General features: G+C 60.7%; 15 protein-coding genes. 6 read left to right on the forward strand and 9 right to left on the reverse strand.

The window, feature by feature from the left end:
* Window positions 1–99 precede the first annotated feature (99 nt).
* Window positions 100–1,593 carry a DUF4013 domain-containing protein gene (locus GRX64_RS10035; RefSeq protein ID WP_166266744.1) on the forward strand — a complete coding sequence of 498 codons (1,494 nt, stop codon included), beginning with the start codon at window positions 100–102 and terminating at the stop codon, window positions 1,591–1,593.
* Window positions 1,594–1,722: 129 nt separating this feature from the next.
* Here the strand turns inward: GRX64_RS10035 and GRX64_RS10040 are convergent, their stop codons facing one another.
* Window positions 1,723–3,171 carry a rhomboid family intramembrane serine protease gene (locus GRX64_RS10040; protein ID WP_166266746.1) on the reverse strand — a complete coding sequence of 483 codons (1,449 nt, stop codon included), beginning with the start codon at window positions 3,169–3,171 and terminating at the stop codon, window positions 1,723–1,725.
* Window positions 3,172–3,292: 121 nt separating this feature from the next.
* Between GRX64_RS10040 and GRX64_RS19575 the strand changes: the two genes are divergently transcribed.
* The gene (locus GRX64_RS19575; RefSeq protein ID WP_235937613.1) at window positions 3,293–4,045 is read left to right on the forward strand and encodes an OmpA family protein; all 753 of its coding nucleotides are present in this window, start codon (window positions 3,293–3,295) and stop codon (window positions 4,043–4,045) included.
* A 112-nt stretch (window positions 4,046–4,157) separates the two neighbouring features.
* Here the strand turns inward: GRX64_RS19575 and GRX64_RS10050 are convergent, their stop codons facing one another.
* The 5 genes from GRX64_RS10050 to GRX64_RS10070 all read right to left on the reverse strand — a co-directional run bounded on the left by GRX64_RS10050 (window position 4,158) and on the right by GRX64_RS10070 (window position 8,454).
* A complete protein-coding gene (locus tag GRX64_RS10050) occupies window positions 4,158–4,547 on the reverse strand; it encodes an MAPEG family protein (RefSeq protein ID WP_166266748.1) in 390 nt (129 codons plus the stop codon).
* Window positions 4,548–4,550: 3 nt separating this feature from the next.
* Window positions 4,551–4,793, reverse strand: a complete 243-nt coding sequence (locus GRX64_RS10055; protein WP_166266750.1) for a GlsB/YeaQ/YmgE family stress response membrane protein — start codon at window positions 4,791–4,793, stop codon at window positions 4,551–4,553.
* Window positions 4,794–4,916: 123 nt separating this feature from the next.
* Complete coding sequence (locus GRX64_RS10060) at window positions 4,917–5,630, reverse strand: lysophospholipid acyltransferase family protein (protein ID WP_166266752.1); 714 nt, start codon at window positions 5,628–5,630, stop codon at window positions 4,917–4,919.
* A gap of 44 nt (window positions 5,631–5,674) precedes the next feature.
* Window positions 5,675–6,295, reverse strand: a complete 621-nt coding sequence (locus tag GRX64_RS10065; protein WP_166266754.1) for a class GN sortase — start codon at window positions 6,293–6,295, stop codon at window positions 5,675–5,677.
* The gene (locus GRX64_RS10070) at window positions 6,292–8,454 is read right to left on the reverse strand and encodes a marine proteobacterial sortase target protein (RefSeq protein WP_235937614.1); all 2,163 of its coding nucleotides are present in this window, start codon (window positions 8,452–8,454) and stop codon (window positions 6,292–6,294) included. Before GRX64_RS10070 ends, GRX64_RS10065 begins: the two co-directional genes overlap by 4 nt.
* Window positions 8,455–8,654: 200 nt before the next feature.
* On the opposite strand from GRX64_RS10070, the gene pdsR reads away from it, so the two are divergent.
* Window positions 8,655–9,356, forward strand: coding sequence for a proteobacterial dedicated sortase system response regulator (gene pdsR / locus GRX64_RS10075; RefSeq protein WP_166266756.1), 702 nt, complete (start codon window positions 8,655–8,657; stop codon window positions 9,354–9,356).
* A 3-nt stretch (window positions 9,357–9,359) separates the two neighbouring features.
* Window positions 9,360–11,366 (forward strand): ATP-binding protein, encoded by a 2,007-nt coding sequence (locus GRX64_RS10080; protein WP_166266758.1) that lies wholly within the window; start codon window positions 9,360–9,362, stop codon window positions 11,364–11,366.
* Here GRX64_RS10080 and GRX64_RS10085 read toward each other — a convergent pair.
* The gene (locus GRX64_RS10085; RefSeq protein WP_166266760.1) at window positions 11,356–12,135 is read right to left on the reverse strand and encodes an ATP-binding protein; all 780 of its coding nucleotides are present in this window, start codon (window positions 12,133–12,135) and stop codon (window positions 11,356–11,358) included. The two genes, GRX64_RS10080 and GRX64_RS10085, sit on opposite strands and share 11 nt — an antisense overlap.
* 180 nt (window positions 12,136–12,315) lie before the next feature.
* Between GRX64_RS10085 and GRX64_RS10090 the strand changes: the two genes are divergently transcribed.
* Window positions 12,316–12,759, forward strand: coding sequence for a methylglyoxal synthase (locus tag GRX64_RS10090; protein WP_166266762.1), 444 nt, complete (start codon window positions 12,316–12,318; stop codon window positions 12,757–12,759).
* Window positions 12,760–12,790: 31 nt separating this feature from the next.
* Here the strand turns inward: GRX64_RS10090 and GRX64_RS10095 are convergent, their stop codons facing one another.
* On the reverse strand, window positions 12,791–13,783 hold the full coding sequence (locus GRX64_RS10095; protein WP_166266765.1) for an alpha/beta fold hydrolase: 993 nt from the start codon (window positions 13,781–13,783) through the stop codon (window positions 12,791–12,793).
* A gap of 231 nt (window positions 13,784–14,014) precedes the next feature.
* On the opposite strand from GRX64_RS10095, the gene GRX64_RS10100 reads away from it, so the two are divergent.
* Complete coding sequence (locus GRX64_RS10100) at window positions 14,015–14,476, forward strand: hypothetical protein (RefSeq protein ID WP_166266767.1); 462 nt, start codon at window positions 14,015–14,017, stop codon at window positions 14,474–14,476.
* 39 nt (window positions 14,477–14,515) lie between these two features.
* Here GRX64_RS10100 and GRX64_RS10105 read toward each other — a convergent pair whose 3' ends face one another.
* Window positions 14,516–15,247: a spermidine synthase family protein gene (locus GRX64_RS10105; RefSeq protein ID WP_166266769.1), complete on the reverse strand. Its 732-nt coding sequence runs from the start codon at window positions 15,245–15,247 to the stop codon at window positions 14,516–14,518.
* Window positions 15,248–15,305: the final 58 nt, after the last annotated feature.

The raw sequence follows: 15,305 nt of genomic DNA on the forward strand, positions 1-15,305 counted from the left end.
AGTGATGGCTAATTTACCCGCCGGTTAGCTGGCTCCTGACCCAATCATCTGCGATCATGAATCTCGGTTTGGTCTCAACCCTCAGAATTCGGCGAACGTGTGAAAAACGACTGTCATTACCACCCAGGCGACCCCGCTAAATGGCATTGTGGCAAGTGCCTGACTTACTATTGCGCCAACTGCATGCCGGACGCCGATATGCGCAAGCAGCTTGCGCTGTGCCCTCGTTGTGGCGACAGCATGCGCTACCTGGGCGCCGCAACCGAGGTTGAGCCGTTCTGGAACCGGCTCTCTGAGTTTTTCCGCTACCCATTCCATCCGGACCCATTGATCGTGATCGCCATTTGCACCTTGGTGCCGATGCTGTTGAGCGCCAATCTCGTTGGCCTGATCGTCAGCCTGGTGCTGGCCTTTGTACTGCTCAAATACACCTACGACGTGATTCGACATACCGCTGAAGGTCATATGAAGCCCCCACCGCTGGCCGCCGCCTTCAGTGGAGGCGGCTTCGACATTGTATTCCTGCAGTTTGTGGTGTTTGTTCTGATCGGTGGTCTGATATTCAGTGCCGGCCTGATTGGCGGGCCGCTATTGGCCATGCTGGCTGTGGCGTTTGTGATGCTCGCGCTGCCCGCCAGCATCATGGTACTGGCCATGGAGCATTCGGTGGTGGCGGCGGTCAATCCGATAAACCTGGCGGCACTGATCTCACGAATTGGCTGGCCCTACTTTCTGCTCTATGGCTACCTGATTCTCCTCACTCTGGCCTCCGGCGCAGCGCAGGAGTTTGCTGTCACCCACTTCGACCCTGTGTTCGCCCAACCGCTGGGAGGGTTCCTGAACAGCGCCTTTACGCTGGTGCTGTTTCACATGCTGGGGTATCTGTTGTTTCAGTATCAGGAAGAGCTCGGTTTTGCCAGCGACCTGCAAGGCGGTGATGAGCCCGGACAGGCCGAGCGTCGCGACCGCAGCGAGCGGTTGGATGCCGATATCGATATGAACCTGAAAGATGGAAATTATGACCGGGTCTTTTCAATCCTCCAGGATACCCTCAACAAGGACTCCACCAACGCGCATCGCCTCGGTCAGCTGCACCAGCTACTCACCGCTCGCCAGGATACGGCGGAACTCTACCGCTATCATCCCCGGCTACTGGCGTGGCTGGCAAACAACAACGACGCCCCTGGCTTGGTGGGGCTGCTGACGACCCTGGAACGCGTCGAGCCCGGCTTCCGGCTCGACGATCCAGCGCTGACTGTGCGTTGCGCGGGCACCCTCTACCGACAGGGAAAGAGCAAACCGGCGCTGAAATTATTGCAGGATTTCCACAAGCGCTTTCCCGGCAGCGATCAGCTCGCACCCGCTTATATTCTCGCCGCCCAAACCCTGGCCAATGGCCTGGGTCAGTGGGACAAGGCCATCGCCTTTTTGAAATTTGTTCAGAAACGCTGCAAGAATCACCCGCTTCACGACCAGATCGGCACCTACCTGGCCCAGGCTGAACAGCGGCAACCGCTGAAAGACCCCAAAGCCAACTTTTCCGTCGGCAGCGGGCCATCCTTCGGCGCACTGCCACAAACTCACGAGTTTTAGGCGCCCGTGTCACTGGGACCGGGGTTTACCGTACCGCCACGTCACCGCCCCCCGATTCGCGGCTAAAGCCACTTCTGCCAAGCCACTCACTCAGGGCAGGGCCACCCATGAAAGGCGGCGGACGAGAAACTAGAGGGTCTGAAGCATGGCGCGATAATGCCGGGCTTTGGGCACCATCTGACGTTTTTCAAATTCTTCCACCAACAGGCGGCAGGCCTCACCTGCGAGGTTGTCGTTGTTGCTTTCCTGCAATCGTTCGAATGCTTTTTCAGCGGATTTCAGGTCGTCGCTGCGCAAGCACGCGAACAGCACCCGGTTATGATCCTCGGCATCCAGCGGTGCATAGACGGCACCCTTACTCATGTATTCCTGCCAGATCTCAACCATGCGCTCGGGCTGACGAGAACTAATCGACTGATTCATCAATAACCGTGCGTGCTCCCGATAGCTGGGTAGGTCGGGCCGCAATTTGGCAAGCTGATACAGATGTTCCAGCAGGACCGGCCGGTCAGGATAATGCAGTCGTAGCGCCTCAAACTGGCGTCGCGCCAGATCAAACTCCATCCGCCCCAGGCTGCCCATGGCCTGGGCGTAACTGGTGGTGAAACGCCGGTCCTGCTCCGACTCCTCCGGCTCAAAGAACTCGTCCTTGACCTGAAACCAGCTCTTGCCCAGCGCCAGCACCAAGCCAGCCCCTGCCAGCAGGCCACCGGCATGGGCCATGTAAGCAATGCCCGTGGCCCCGGCGAACCAGTAGTCGTAAATTTCCTTGCCCAGCCACACCGGCAGCAGTGCAATGGCTGGCGCTCGAAAGTAATTGAAATAGACCCAGACAAAGTAAAAAAATCGAATTTTGCGGATGCCATAAATCGCAACGTACATGCCCATCAAGCCCGAAATAGAGCCGGATGCTCCCACCAATGGCATTTTGCTGCCAAGGGAAAATGCGGTGTACGTAAGCCCGGAAAATACCCCGCACAGCAAATAAGCGACCAGATATTTACCCGGTCCCATGGCTTTTTCAACGGTGAAACCCAACAGGAACAAGAACAGCATGTTGCCCAGCAAATGCCCCCATCCTCCGTGCAGGAACTGGTGGGTGACCAGTGCCGACAGGCGCAACTCATCCGGTATCAGCCCCATCCGGTTGGCACTCAGGCGTTCAATCAATTCGTTCTGGATCCGTGGGCGCCAGCTTTCCCAGACTTGTTGGTCCTGGGGCGCCCACAGCATATCGTGGTTCTCCAGCAAGTAGCTGTAAAAAGCGCGATCAAACAGCATCTGGCCCGCCATCCAGAGCCGGTCCTCCTGGGCCATGGCGCCTTGAAATGACTGCAACTCCTGCACCCGCTCGGATTGGTCGTAGAGGTTAATCTGTCGTTGCAGATAGTTCTCATACACCGGCGCTTCCAGAGCAACCAGGTCGGTATCCAGATACTGTTCCAGGGCAGTGGACATCAGGCGCGGATCGGAGCCCTGATAGAACACAAACACCAGCAAGCAGGCCAGCATTAACCCCAGCGTGACCCAGGGCGGGCGTTTCCAGTTAATCGTATTCTCGACAGGAACAATCAGCATCGGCGGTCACAATTCATCATAATTGGTCGGATCTACTCTGCTTTTTACCACAGCATGGCCTCATTTTCGCGCTGAAATACACCCTGACACACACCAACACCCAGATCAGGAGAATTCAGCCATGCCCCATCTCATTCAAACCCGTCGCCTTCCGTCAGCCCAGCCGATATGGCTGAGCCTATGCGGGGGCGTGCTTGTCAGCGCACTGGCCGGCTGTGCGGGCAATCCGGATCAATCCGACCCCAGCCTTTCCGCCACCCATCCAGTGGCCAAGGCGGAACCGGTCACAACCGTGGTGGCAAATACGCCCAAACCCACACCCACGGCAACTATCGACCAATCGCCAATTGTGCTTGAAACCATAACTGACAATAGTTCGGACCAGCCAAGTCATCGCCCGAACGCAACAAAGAAGGACACCGACATGACCGTACTCGTACTGGATGACCCGGAACTGATCACGAAAGCAGCGGCAATGGAAGCGGGCTCCATCATGCCGGTCAACAGCCTGGAAGACAGCGCTCGCCGACCACACCGGACACGATTCCACTACGGATTCGACAAGCATCGCCTGAACGATGAGGACCTGCAAATCCTACGGGCACATGCCGCGTATCTTGTGGCACACCCGGAAGTCACCGTGCAAATTCATGGTCATACCGACAATTTTGGCGCTGAAGAATACAACGCCTTCCTGGCGCGGCTGCGGGCAGGTGCCGCCGCCAAACTGTTGCGCTCCGAGGGCGTGCGCGACGCCCAGATTCAGGTCACCGGTTGGGGCAGCACCAAGCCTCTGACCAACCCCGAGGACCATGCCGCCAACCGCCGGTTGGAACTTGAGTATCATACCGGTCAGATGGCGAAGGCGTTGTAATTAAGGTGCAGCAATCGAAGCCCTGACAAAGCCAGGTACTGCAATAAAAAAGGCCACGCCGAGCAATCGGAGTGGCCTTTTTAATGGGGCAGACAGCCTGCTCGGTAACCGTCTACAGGGCGTTGATGAACACCAACACAGACATAGAGAGAATCGCCAACCAGTTAAGCAGGATGCCGACCATCCGTGCCTTGTGTGAACCGCCACGGCCCTGAGTCATCCCCCAGGCGTGAAGCAGTCGCCCGGCAACCAGCGCTAACCCAACCGTGTAAACGGCCTGGGACGTGACGCCGTTAAGCTCACCAATGGCCATCAGGATCAGGGTGATCGGTGCATTTTCAACCAGATTGGCATGAGCCCGGACCGCCGCTTCAAAATCGCGATCCTGATCGAACCCCATGCCTTTTTTGTGTTTCAGCCGGAAAGTCGACACCCGGAAGGCCAGAAACAACATCAGCACGCCAATGGCGCTGGCGTAAATCGCTGTAATGGGAATGATCATGCACTAAGCCTTTTTTATCGCACTGACGATGGCCAGCAGCAGCACCGCCCCGACGGTCGCCGTGACCAACTCGCCAATGGCTCCCTGAGAGGCCAACCCCAGCAGCCGAAACACAAAGCCACCAACGATGGAGCCCACAATGCCAATGCCGATGTTGGCCAGAACGCCAAAACCACGGCCTTTCATAATGAGTCCCGCCAACCAACCAGCCACACCGCCAATAATCAGAAACAGAATAAGGTTCATCGCTCACATCTCCTTGCAGGTTTGGGTACGTCCGCAACGGCACGGAACGTGTCATCAATGACCGATAGAGACTGCCCTGTTTTTACCAGGGCTTCAAGAAAATTGGTCGCGGTAACTGTCGGCTCAGACGGTTCGGACAGACAGGCGATCGATGGTCTGCTGCATTTTTTCGTGGCAACGTTGCATCAGATCGGGGATATCGCTGTTGGTCAGCCCGGCGGTCTCCACCGGCGGCAGAATTTCAACGGTCACCGGGCGGCGACGCCCGAGGAGCCCGGTGGTTTCCGGGTGGTAGGCGCTGGCGCAAACGATAGTAATGGGGGCGCCGGAGGCGACTGCGGCGTAAAATGCCCCTTTTTTGAACGCTTGTAGACCACGGCCGCGGCTGCGGGTGCCCTCGGGGAATACCCACAAGCTTTTGTTTTCACGGGTAATGGCAGCACTGGTCGCCTGCATGACACACACCGCCTGCTTGGACCGGCTGCGATTGATCATCACATTGCCACCGAGCCAGAACGCCTGACCAAAAAAAGGCACCCAGGCGAGCGCTGATTTACCCACCGTCACCGTGCGGGGCGGCAGCAAGTCGCCCAGTACAAACAGGTCATCGTTGTGTTGGTGGTTGGCGATCAGCACCGTCGGACGGTGCTCGGGCAGGTATTGGGCGCCGATCAGGGGTCGCTGCAGGCCCAGCACAAACCGCCCCGTTTTCGCCATCATCCGCCCCAACAGTCGGTTGTTGGCAGGGTTGAACGGGCGGGCCAGGCACACCACCAAGCCCAGCATGCAAAGCACCGGAACCAGTAACCACGCCAAGATGGCCCGCAACATACCCATGGAACTGCCCTGCTCGATCAAAAAAATAGGCGCCCAAGTGTACGCTATATTCCCGCATCAGCAAGCCCTGCCATGGTCTCAATCCGAATCGGCCGGACCTCTTCCGGCGGCACTTTGTGCGCCTCCACCAGGTACCTCATGGGGCCTCCACCGTCGAGGCTGTTGAACGGGTAGCACGTCACCAGCAGCAGACTGTCATCGGGCAAGGCCGCCAGGTTCATCAATTCCCGCCGGCTGTCAACAACTCGCAGACGGGTGACCCGGTAGCGGGTCCACTCACCCTGTCGGGTCTGGATCCGAATCAGGCTGTTGATCTTAACGGCCTGCAGCGACTTGAAGTGCGTATCCCGGTGCCCGGCAATCACCATAGGTCCGGAGTTACCCGGTGTGGCGGTCCCCACCACCTGGCCCGGCCCGAAGGCCAGGCTCTCGCCATGCGTGCCGGCCAGGACGATCAGCGGCGCCGGTAAATCAGGCAGTTCGAGGCGCGCTACCGGCCAGGTATCGGCCCAGGGCCAGGGTTTGGTGGTGACCTGCCGGGCCTGGCTTTCGGCCCAAGCCAGCGCCAGCAGCTCTTGTGCCATGAAGGCTTTCAGGGGAATCCAGAGCCCTACGGTGAACACCACCCCAAACGCCACGGTCAGTGTCAGTAACAGCCGGCTCACAGGAACACCCTCCGGCGCAACAGTATCAGTGCCAGACACGGCAGCAGCCCAATCAGTCCCAGCGCCATCAATAGCGGTGACCAGGTGGCGGTCTGGGGGTAGCGCAACATCCCCGGTGTGCTGCCTGCGGGCAGCAGCGTTGGTATATGATCGGTGCGCACATCGGCATCCGCCGGCCGCACCGGGGTCTGATCAACGGCGATAAAACTAGTGTAGCGGGTAATCAGTTGATGGGCCAGTGCCAGCTCCGTGACCTCGGCCTGACGCGTTTCACTGACCACCCCCGACAAATTGGCGTCCATCAACCGGTTAATCTTTTCTTTCGCCCAATGGCGATGCAGCCCCGAGGCCGGCGCCGCCTTGGCCAAGGGCAACTGCTGTTGCCAGACACTGCCGTCCGGCAGCCGCCCCGACACCCGCAACTCACCCTCGGGGGCCTGGCCGTGCAACACCTGCACCATCGGCTCGCCCCGGAACAAGTCGCCGGGGCGCCGGGGGTACGCCTGCCCCGAGCCAGGCCACTGGGTTTCGATATCCACCAGTACCGGAGCCTGCATCTTGCCGAACAGGTCGTCCAGCGGCTTTGACATCGTCGCCAGGTCACTGATCGCGGTGTAAGTGCCGCGGCCAAAACGGGCCGCTTCGCGCATGAAATGCATATTGGGCGCCGAACCGATGCCAACGGTAAACAGGCGGCTGGCGGCCAAATCCCGCTGGATCTGCCGGAACAGGCCCGCCTCATTGCCGACCGCGCCATCGGTGATGAACACCACCTGGCGGACCCGGCTGCCCTGCTCTTCGGACCCAGCGCCGGTGCCATTTAACGGGCGGGAGCGCAGCGCAGCCTCCAACGCCGACGCCATTTCGGTGCCTCCGTCAGCGTTCAGCCCCCGCACGTAGCGGCGCGCCTGGGACAGGTTGGCCACATTGGCGGTCCTGGCCTTGTCATAAAGAGCCGACGTGCGACTGTTGAACTGGATGACATTGAAGCGGTCCTGCGATGACAGCGTATCGAGGCCGCGCAGCAGCGACGCGCGGGCCTGACGAATGGACTCGCCTGCCATGGAGCCGGAGGTATCGATGACAAAGATCAATTCACGGGGCAGCACCGAACGGGCATCCAGTCCCGGCACCAGCAGTGCCAGCAGGTAGTCCTCGCCTTGCCAGCGTTCATGGAACACCGCCGCCGAAGGCGCCTGGCCAAGCACCGGCGACCAGCGCACCACCAGATCCCGGTCCATCACAATGTCACCACTGGAGGGCACCACCGTGACCGTTTCGCCATTCCAGGTGCTGTTCAATCCATGGGTCGGGCTGGTCACTGCGGCTATCGGCAGGCCAGCGTTCAGTTGCAGTTCAATCCTGGCGCGGTGACTGTCGGCCGCTACGTCATGGGGCAACACCGTATGTGGGCTGATGGCGTTGGCGTCTGGCACCTGGCTGGTGGGGGCCGCCCAACCACCTTGCCAGTCGATGGGACCCGAGGCTTCCGAGATCGGCTGTCCCGGCATGTAACGCGGCGTGAGTGTGGTGGGCAGGCGCAATTCAAATTCACCCGACTGGTAACGCACGGCCTGCTGGTAGCGCATCTCGACGGTGACCGTTTCCCCGGGCGGAATATTGGCCAGCCGGGTGGTGAACAGGTTTGGTCGCTGCTGGTCGACCTTCGCGGCCTGACGGCCCTCAGCCCTGGCTTTCTGATAGTCGTGCCTGGCCGCCTCCCGGGTCTTTATTTCACCGATGATCACCCGCTCGCCGGCGGTCATCTTCAGGCTGTAGACGCTGGCGTTCTCCGGCAGCGGAAAAACGTAAACGCCCTCTCGCCAGGCCTGGCTGGTGTTCTCGAAGGCCTGAATCAAGCGGGTGTCGGCAATCAGGCCACTGACCTCAACCCGGTAGTCGGTTCGCAACAGCGTTGCCGGTTGCTGACCACCCGCCGCATCGACAAAATGAAAACGGCCGGCACCGGCTGCGTCATCGACGGCCTCACGGGCCTCGGCAAATACCGGCTGCACGGCAAAAAACAGCACCACCGCCAGCCATAAACTGACGCCCTCCACGATGGCGCGCCGGCGTGGACCCGACAGGCGCAGGCTACGGTGTCGTCTCCCGGCGGGTGTCAGTGAAGAAACAGATGGCATTGAAATATTGGACGGCATCGGTCAGATTCCTTGCGTCGATGATGGCTGGATGACGCCCATTTCACTGCACCGAAAGGTCGATCCGGTGGCGGAATCTGGCAAAGCGACGGCAGAAAATGATCAATTATGGCAATGCCGGCGGCAAACCTTGCGCCACAGGCCCAGCGTGATTAAATAAGGCCCTCAGTCTCCGGGACACACTGACACACGGAACCCCCATGAAACGCCACATCGCATTGATTGAAGACGAACCGGCCATTCGCGAAAACTACCGCGATGCCTTTGAGCGCAGAGGGTACCGGGTCTCGGCTTATGGCGACCGCCACAGCGCCTACAGCGCTCTGCGCAGCGGACTGCCGGATCTGGCCATCATTGATGTGGGATTGGGCGATGAAATGGACGGTGGCTTCGATCTGTGCCGGGACTTGCGCCAACTGTCCCCGACCCTGCCGATGATTTTTCTCACCGCCCGGGACAGCGACGCCGATTCCGTGTTGGGACTGCGTTTGGGCGCCGACGATTACGTCACCAAAGACATGAGCCTCGACCACCTGTTTGCCCGCATCACGGCACTGTTACGCCGCGCGGACGCCTGGGCCCAGTCGCGCCAGCAACCGGACGAAGTGCTGGAGCGGGGGCGCCTGCTGCTGAATGTGGACCGGATGACCGCCGAATGGGACCGCCAGCCGATTGACCTCACGGTGACCGAGTTCTGGATGCTGCACGCGCTGGTGCACCACCCCGGGCACGTCAAGAACCGGACGCAATTGATGGAGGCCGCCAATACCGTGCTGGACGACAACACGGTGACGTCCCACATCAAGCGCATCCGGCGTAAATTTCAGCTCATCGACACAGACTTTGACGGCATTCACACCGCTTACGGTTTTGGCTACCGCTGGAATGCCCATGAGGCTTAACCCTTGAGCCTGAAACGTCAGTTGCTGGTCGCCAGCCTGCTGATGCTCTTGATCCCCTGGGCCGGCTTGCAGTTTGTGCTGGAACTGGACGCCGCGCTGCGGGAACAGGCGGTGCAACAATTGCATAGCCAGGCCGACCGTCTCGCCCGCAGCGCCGCCGGCCAGGTGCCGGCAACGGACTCGGACTCGGTGCTCTATGCCGCCCCCCTGCAACGCACTCTCAATATCGACGGTTACAGCGACGACTGGCCCGGTTACGACGACACCGAAACCGCCGCCACGCCCACTGCCGGTTCCATCAGTTGGCAGCAGGCCGTTGATGACGATGCCCTTTACCTGTTCCTGCGGGTGTCCGTTACCAACCCCCGCTACTACGATCCGGGCCAACCGGAACAGCCTTACGAGCACCTGGTGCTATTTTGGCAGGACGGAGACCGCCGCCACCAACGCCTGATTCGTACGCCAGCGCCCGGGCCAGTTGTGGGCTGGCGCCCGGGACGCACACCCGCTCCGGATTACCGCATCACCGGGTTCTGGCAGGCCACCGGCCAGGGCTATCAGCTGGAACTCAAGCTGCCCCGCCCGGCGGACAACGGCCGCTTCGGCTTTGAGGTGCGACGCCCGGCCCCAGTCAGCACGCCAGGCCAGGCACCAGACCACAAGGCCGTGGTCGCCATCGCCGGCCCCAGTCTGGGGGCGCCGACGTTGCCCCGGCTGGTAACCCGGTTACCCGGCCTGGAGCGTATTCTGGAGCGCGCATTGTTGCCCGGCCAACAGGCTCGGGTAGTGGCGCCAGACGGCTGGCTGCTGGCGCACAGTACGGTGCCGGCACCGAACAACCGGCCCGAATTCGACACCATGAGCCCGCTGGAAATCGTCGAGCAGATCAGTCTCAATGGCTTGCGGGCACTGGTTCGGTACTTCCAGCCGGAACCGCTGATAATGCCGGATACCGTCACCCGGATGGATCGGGACCGGCTGACCGGCGAAGGCATCGTCCGGCACGGCGAGGGTCCGGTCAGCCTGATGGTTGTCACGTCCCTGGCGGACGGTCACCGGCTGGTACTGGAGCAGTCGCTGGAGCAATTGCTGGCGTTGTCGGGCAATACCCTGGGGTCGGTGATTGCCCGCAGTACCTTGCTGATCATTGGCCTGATGCTGGTGCTGCTGGGCTACGCCAGCTGGCTGTCGTGGCGTATTACCCGGCTGCAGCGGGCGGTGCGGGCCAGCGTGGATAACGATGGCCGGATTGTGGCCGCCATGCCGACCACCGCGGCCCGGGACGAGCTCGGGGAGCTGTCGCGACAGTTCAGTCAGATGGTGGACAACCTACAGGGCTACACCCGTTACCTTGAAAGCTTTGCCCGGCGCCTGTCCCACGAACTCAAAACACCGGTTGCCGTGGTGCGCTCATCGCTCGAAAATCTGTCACAGGACGACCGTCCGGAGCACCAGGCCACTTACATCCAGCGCGCCCATCAGGCCACCGACCGGCTCAGCCAGATTCTGCAGGGCATGAGCGAGGCGGCACGGCTGGAGCAGAGTTTTGATCACGCGGAAAAGGAACGATTCGACCTTGCGACGGTCGCCGCCCAAGCCGCCGAGGCCTACCAGGCCCTGGCGCCGAACCATCGTATTCGCTACGTGGGGCCGCCCGCCGGCCGGTTACTGACGGGTTCACCCGAACTCATGGTCCAGTTACTCGATAAGCTGGTGGACAATGCCCGGGATTTCACACCCGAACAGGGTGCCATCGAAATTGACCTTGCCTCCGCCCCGGCTGGGCTGGTGCTGAGCGTGTTCAATGAAGGCTCAACGTTGCCCGACCATCTGGCCAGCGAGATTTTCAGCCCGTTCGTGTCGTTGCGCGAGGGCAACGATCAGGGCCATCTGGGCCAGGGCCTGTTAATCGTGCGCCTGATCGCCGAGCACCACGGCGGCAAGGTACAGGCGGCCAATCACCCGGTCCGCCAGGGTGTGTGGTTTCAAATCTGGCTGCCTACGCCGTAAACGTCCCGGAAAACTGCCGATAAAACTGTTGCGCCGTGCGGCCATTGCGCACCCCGCGTCCGAGTGCAAACCGGATTGCCTCCTGATGCAGGGGCTGGCGATCCGTCACCTCAGGGAACAGCGCGTCAATCGCTTGCAGGTAAACCTCCTGCGAGAACGCGTAAAACGACAACTGCAAACCAAAGCGATCGGCCAGCGAAACTTGCTCTTCAATTGCCTCTGCCGGGTGCAGTTCGCCGTTTTTCACCTCACTGCCAAGGTTGTCGGCCATGAATTCCGGCATCAGATGCCGGCGATTGGAAGTGGCGTAGACCCGAATATTCTCCGGTGGCAACTCCAGTGACCCTTCCAGCACGCTTTTCAGCGCCTTATACGACGACTCACCGGTTTCAAACGACAGGTCGTCGCAATAGATGATGAACCGAAAGGGTTGCGCGCTGAGGTCATCGACGATCTCCGGCAAGTCCACCAGGTCGTCCTTGTCGACCTCGATGATGCGCAATCCCCGGGCGGCGTAGCGGTTGAGAAGCGCCTTGATCAAGGACGATTTGCCCGTGCCCCTGGCCCCCCACAGCAACGTGTTGTTGGCCGGCAAACCGTCCAGAAAGCGTTCGGTATTCCGGGCCAACGCGGCCTGCTGCCGCTCAATACCCTGCAGTTCATGCCACTGCACCGGATCAAGCCGGGTAATGGCCCGCAGCCCTTGCCGGTGGCGACGCCAGACAGCGGCGTTGGTGGCGGTCCAGTCAATGGTTTGCAACGCTGGCATATCGGTCTGATCTCCACTTATTATTGTCGGGCACCCAACCAACAGATACCGCCATTGCGTACGGTTCCCAGTGTCCCGTTTGGTTCGCGAGCCGCCGGGGCAAGTCTGATAAAATACGGTGTTCATTGTCCAGACTTATTCAGAGTTTCCCTTGCCTACACTTCAGGAGATGTGTCCAACATGGCCGTAAAATCCGTCGCGCTCGTCGCCCACGACAACAAGAAAAAGGAACTGGTGGACTGGGTAGCCGCCAACAACACCCGCTTTGCCAACCTCAAACTCTACGCCAGCGGCACCACCGGTAAACTGTTGAGCAAAAGCCTGAACCGCAGCGATATCCACTGCCTGCTGAGCGGCCCGCTGGGCGGCGATCAGCAAATCGGCGCTAAAATTGCCGAAGGTGAAATCGACCTGCTGGTGTTCTTCTGGGACCCGCTTGAGCCCCAGCCCCATGATCCGGACATCAAAGCGTTGCTGCGCATCGCGGCGTTGTGGAACATCCCGGTGGCCTGCAACCGGGCGACCGCCGAATTCATCCTGACCTCCGCGTACATGACGGATGACCAGCACCGCCCCACCAAACCGGATTTTTCCGAATACACCGAACGCCAGGTTGGCCACTGACCCGGCCGCCGGACACGAGACTGGCCTGGCATCAGGCCGACGCGTCGGCCGCCAGCCGGCGCCGGATATGGGCAAACAGCGTTTGCTGGAATTGTGCATCCAGCGGGTACAGATGCCCCCGCCCTGACAACGGATGCACCGTGGCCCGGGGCAGGCGACGGGCCAAGTGGTCGCAGAACGACTGCGGGGTGAACGGGTCGTCGCTGCCCTGGAACAGGTCGATGGGCAACCCCACCTCCGCCAGCTGAAACCCCCAGTGCGCAAGTTCCGTTTCGAGGTCCCGGGCAATGGCCCAACCGGAACTGGTAAAACATTCACGCTGGTCCTGCCGGAACAACGCCCACAGCCTGGGCTGCGCCAGTATCGCACGATCGTCTTCACTGGCCAGCCGCCAGACCTTGTTCATATACGCATTGGGCCGAATGCGGGCGCAGCCAGCCATCAGCATGACCACCAGCCGGAACAGCCACAGGCTGCCTTTCAGCATGGCGGGGCCGGGTAAGCCGGTACTCAGAAACCAACGTTTGATGGCCGGGTACTCCGCGGCGGTGTACTCCTCGAAATGGGTATAGCTCGACAGCAACACGGCACAGCTGACCTGACGCGGCATTGCGTACGCGCACGCCAGGGTTCGCGAGCCGCCGCTGGACCAGCCCAGATGCGCGAAACGCTGGATTCCCAGCCGGTCGGTAAAAGCCCGGACATCGTCGGCGTAATCCAGCAGGGTCCGATTCGGCTGATAAGTGGACTGGCCTATGCCGGGCCGGTCGAGGGCAAAAACCTGGAACCCGGCGGCCTGCGCCTGCTCGTGGAAAAACAGCGCTTCAAGGCGTGAGCCCGGCATGCCATGGCCAAAGAGCAGCGGGTAACCGTTGGGATCACCACAGGTGACGTAGGCCAGGGTCCGGCCATCGGGTAGTGACAGGGTCAGGTCGTGCCTTGGTGGTGTGTGCGCTTGTGGGGATGCGGGGCTATCCAAAGGCGTTTTTACAACGCTCTGATTGTTTTGGGTCGTACCCTGCATGTTGATACCCCTCGGCTGGTCACTGACTGATCATAGCCCACGAACCGCCGGCTTGCTGAGTGGTTGAACGGCCCCGGCTTTGCTAAGCTGGCGCCCGACCCACCCCCTAGGAACGGCTGAGGCCGGAGGCGCAGGATGCGACCACTTTCAATACAAAGACTCCCAACACGAATTCTCTCAGTATTAACCCCAGCATTACTCTCAGAACGAATGCCCACTTTCCGAAGGCACTTGGTTCGGACATTCTCAAGACAACCACGCTGGCTGGCACTCGTCGTTGCAATGGGCGCCGCAGTCCCAAATCTCGGCATGGCCGACATTTATCGCTGTGAGCGGGCCCATCAGACCGTATTTTCGGACAGTCCGTGCGGGCAGAATGCACTAACCATCACCGTTGACCCGGCCCACACCGGCGGCCGGCTCGACACCGGAACCGACGTCACGTTCTGGCAGCCGCCCGAACGGGCCACCCGATCTCAACAGCCGGGCTGCCAGGCGGGCTACATCCAGTCCACGGAACTGCGCCGTTTACGGGTCAAACAACGGGTACGCGAGGGCATGACCGCAAAGCAGGTGCGCTACATCCTTGGCAGCCCGGACAGCCACGATGGCCAGTGGTGGGTGTACCGCCGCAAAGGCGAGGAGACCGGGCGTTACCTGATGCGTAACGGTTGCCTCGCCCGCTGGCGCTAGGGTGCTGCCCCTGATAGGGCGCACCCATGGTCAGGCAGGCTAGTCGCCGGACGGCTTAATGCCCACATACACCGTGTTGGAAGACTCGCCATTCTGCAACGGGTTGTAGAAGGTCACGATGTGGGACGCGGTATCGGTGAACAATTCGTTCAGCGTGATCATGAAAGTCTCATCGGGCGGATCATTGGACCACAGCGCAAACACTCCGCCAGGGCGTAACTGTCGGGCCATTTTGCCGAGACTCCCGACCGTGTAGAAGCTGGCGTTGGACGCGTTCAGCAGCGCACGGGGAGAATGGTCGATATCCAGCAAAATGGCATCGAACAGCCGGCCTGGCTGATCCGGATCAAAGCCGCCGGCGTCTTCGACCGCCAAGTCAAAGAAGCTGCCATGGACATACCGGCACCGGGGGTCGGAATTCAGCGTGTGTCCGAGCGGCACTTTTTCCTGCTGGTGCCAGCCGATCACTGTATCCAGCGCCTCCACCACCAACAAGTCGCCCACCCGGTCATTTTTCAAGGCCGCCTCTGCGGTGTAGCCCAGGCCGAGGCCGCCCACCACCACGTCGAGATCCCGACCGGCGACCGCAGCCAGGCCCAGATCCGCCAGGGCCACTTCGGCTTCGACAAACATGCTGGACATCAAAAATTCCTCGCCCAGCTTTACCTCGTAGATATCCCGATCCCCCATGGCCGGAATACGGCGGCGGCGCAGGGTAATCTCACCCAATGCAGAGGGCTGGCTGTCAATCTGCTCAAACAAAAGACCCATGTTTTCGTCCAGTCGGTCGGTGGCGTGGAGTGTCTGGTTGAATGGTACCAGCTATGGC

This window comes from Marinobacter caseinilyticus (assembly GCF_011074955.1).
GTDB classification, from domain to species: Bacteria; Pseudomonadota; Gammaproteobacteria; order Pseudomonadales; family Oleiphilaceae; genus Marinobacter; species Marinobacter caseinilyticus.

What these genes read in the sequence shown, in the direction of transcription:
- GRX64_RS10040 (WP_166266746.1), bottom strand. Translation starts at nt 3,171, where the DNA reads ATGCTGATTGTTCCTGTCGAGAATACGATTAACTGGAAACGCCCGCCC.
- GRX64_RS19575 (WP_235937613.1), top strand. Translation starts at nt 3,293, where the DNA reads ATGCCCCATCTCATTCAAACCCGTCGCCTTCCGTCAGCCCAGCCGATA.
- GRX64_RS10050 (WP_166266748.1), bottom strand. Translation starts at nt 4,547, where the DNA reads ATGATCATTCCCATTACAGCGATTTACGCCAGCGCCATTGGCGTGCTG.
- GRX64_RS10055 (WP_166266750.1), bottom strand. Translation starts at nt 4,793, where the DNA reads ATGAACCTTATTCTGTTTCTGATTATTGGCGGTGTGGCTGGTTGGTTG.
- GRX64_RS10060 (WP_166266752.1), bottom strand. Translation starts at nt 5,630, where the DNA reads ATGGGTATGTTGCGGGCCATCTTGGCGTGGTTACTGGTTCCGGTGCTT.
- GRX64_RS10070 (WP_235937614.1), bottom strand. Translation starts at nt 8,454, where the DNA reads ATGCCGTCCAATATTTCAATGCCATCTGTTTCTTCACTGACACCCGCC.
- pdsR (WP_166266756.1), top strand. Translation starts at nt 8,655, where the DNA reads ATGAAACGCCACATCGCATTGATTGAAGACGAACCGGCCATTCGCGAA.
- GRX64_RS10085 (WP_166266760.1), bottom strand. Translation starts at nt 12,135, where the DNA reads ATGCCAGCGTTGCAAACCATTGACTGGACCGCCACCAACGCCGCTGTC.
- GRX64_RS10090 (WP_166266762.1), top strand. Translation starts at nt 12,316, where the DNA reads ATGGCCGTAAAATCCGTCGCGCTCGTCGCCCACGACAACAAGAAAAAG.
- GRX64_RS10095 (WP_166266765.1), bottom strand. Translation starts at nt 13,783, where the DNA reads ATGCAGGGTACGACCCAAAACAATCAGAGCGTTGTAAAAACGCCTTTG.
- GRX64_RS10105 (WP_166266769.1), bottom strand. Translation starts at nt 15,247, where the DNA reads ATGGGTCTTTTGTTTGAGCAGATTGACAGCCAGCCCTCTGCATTGGGT.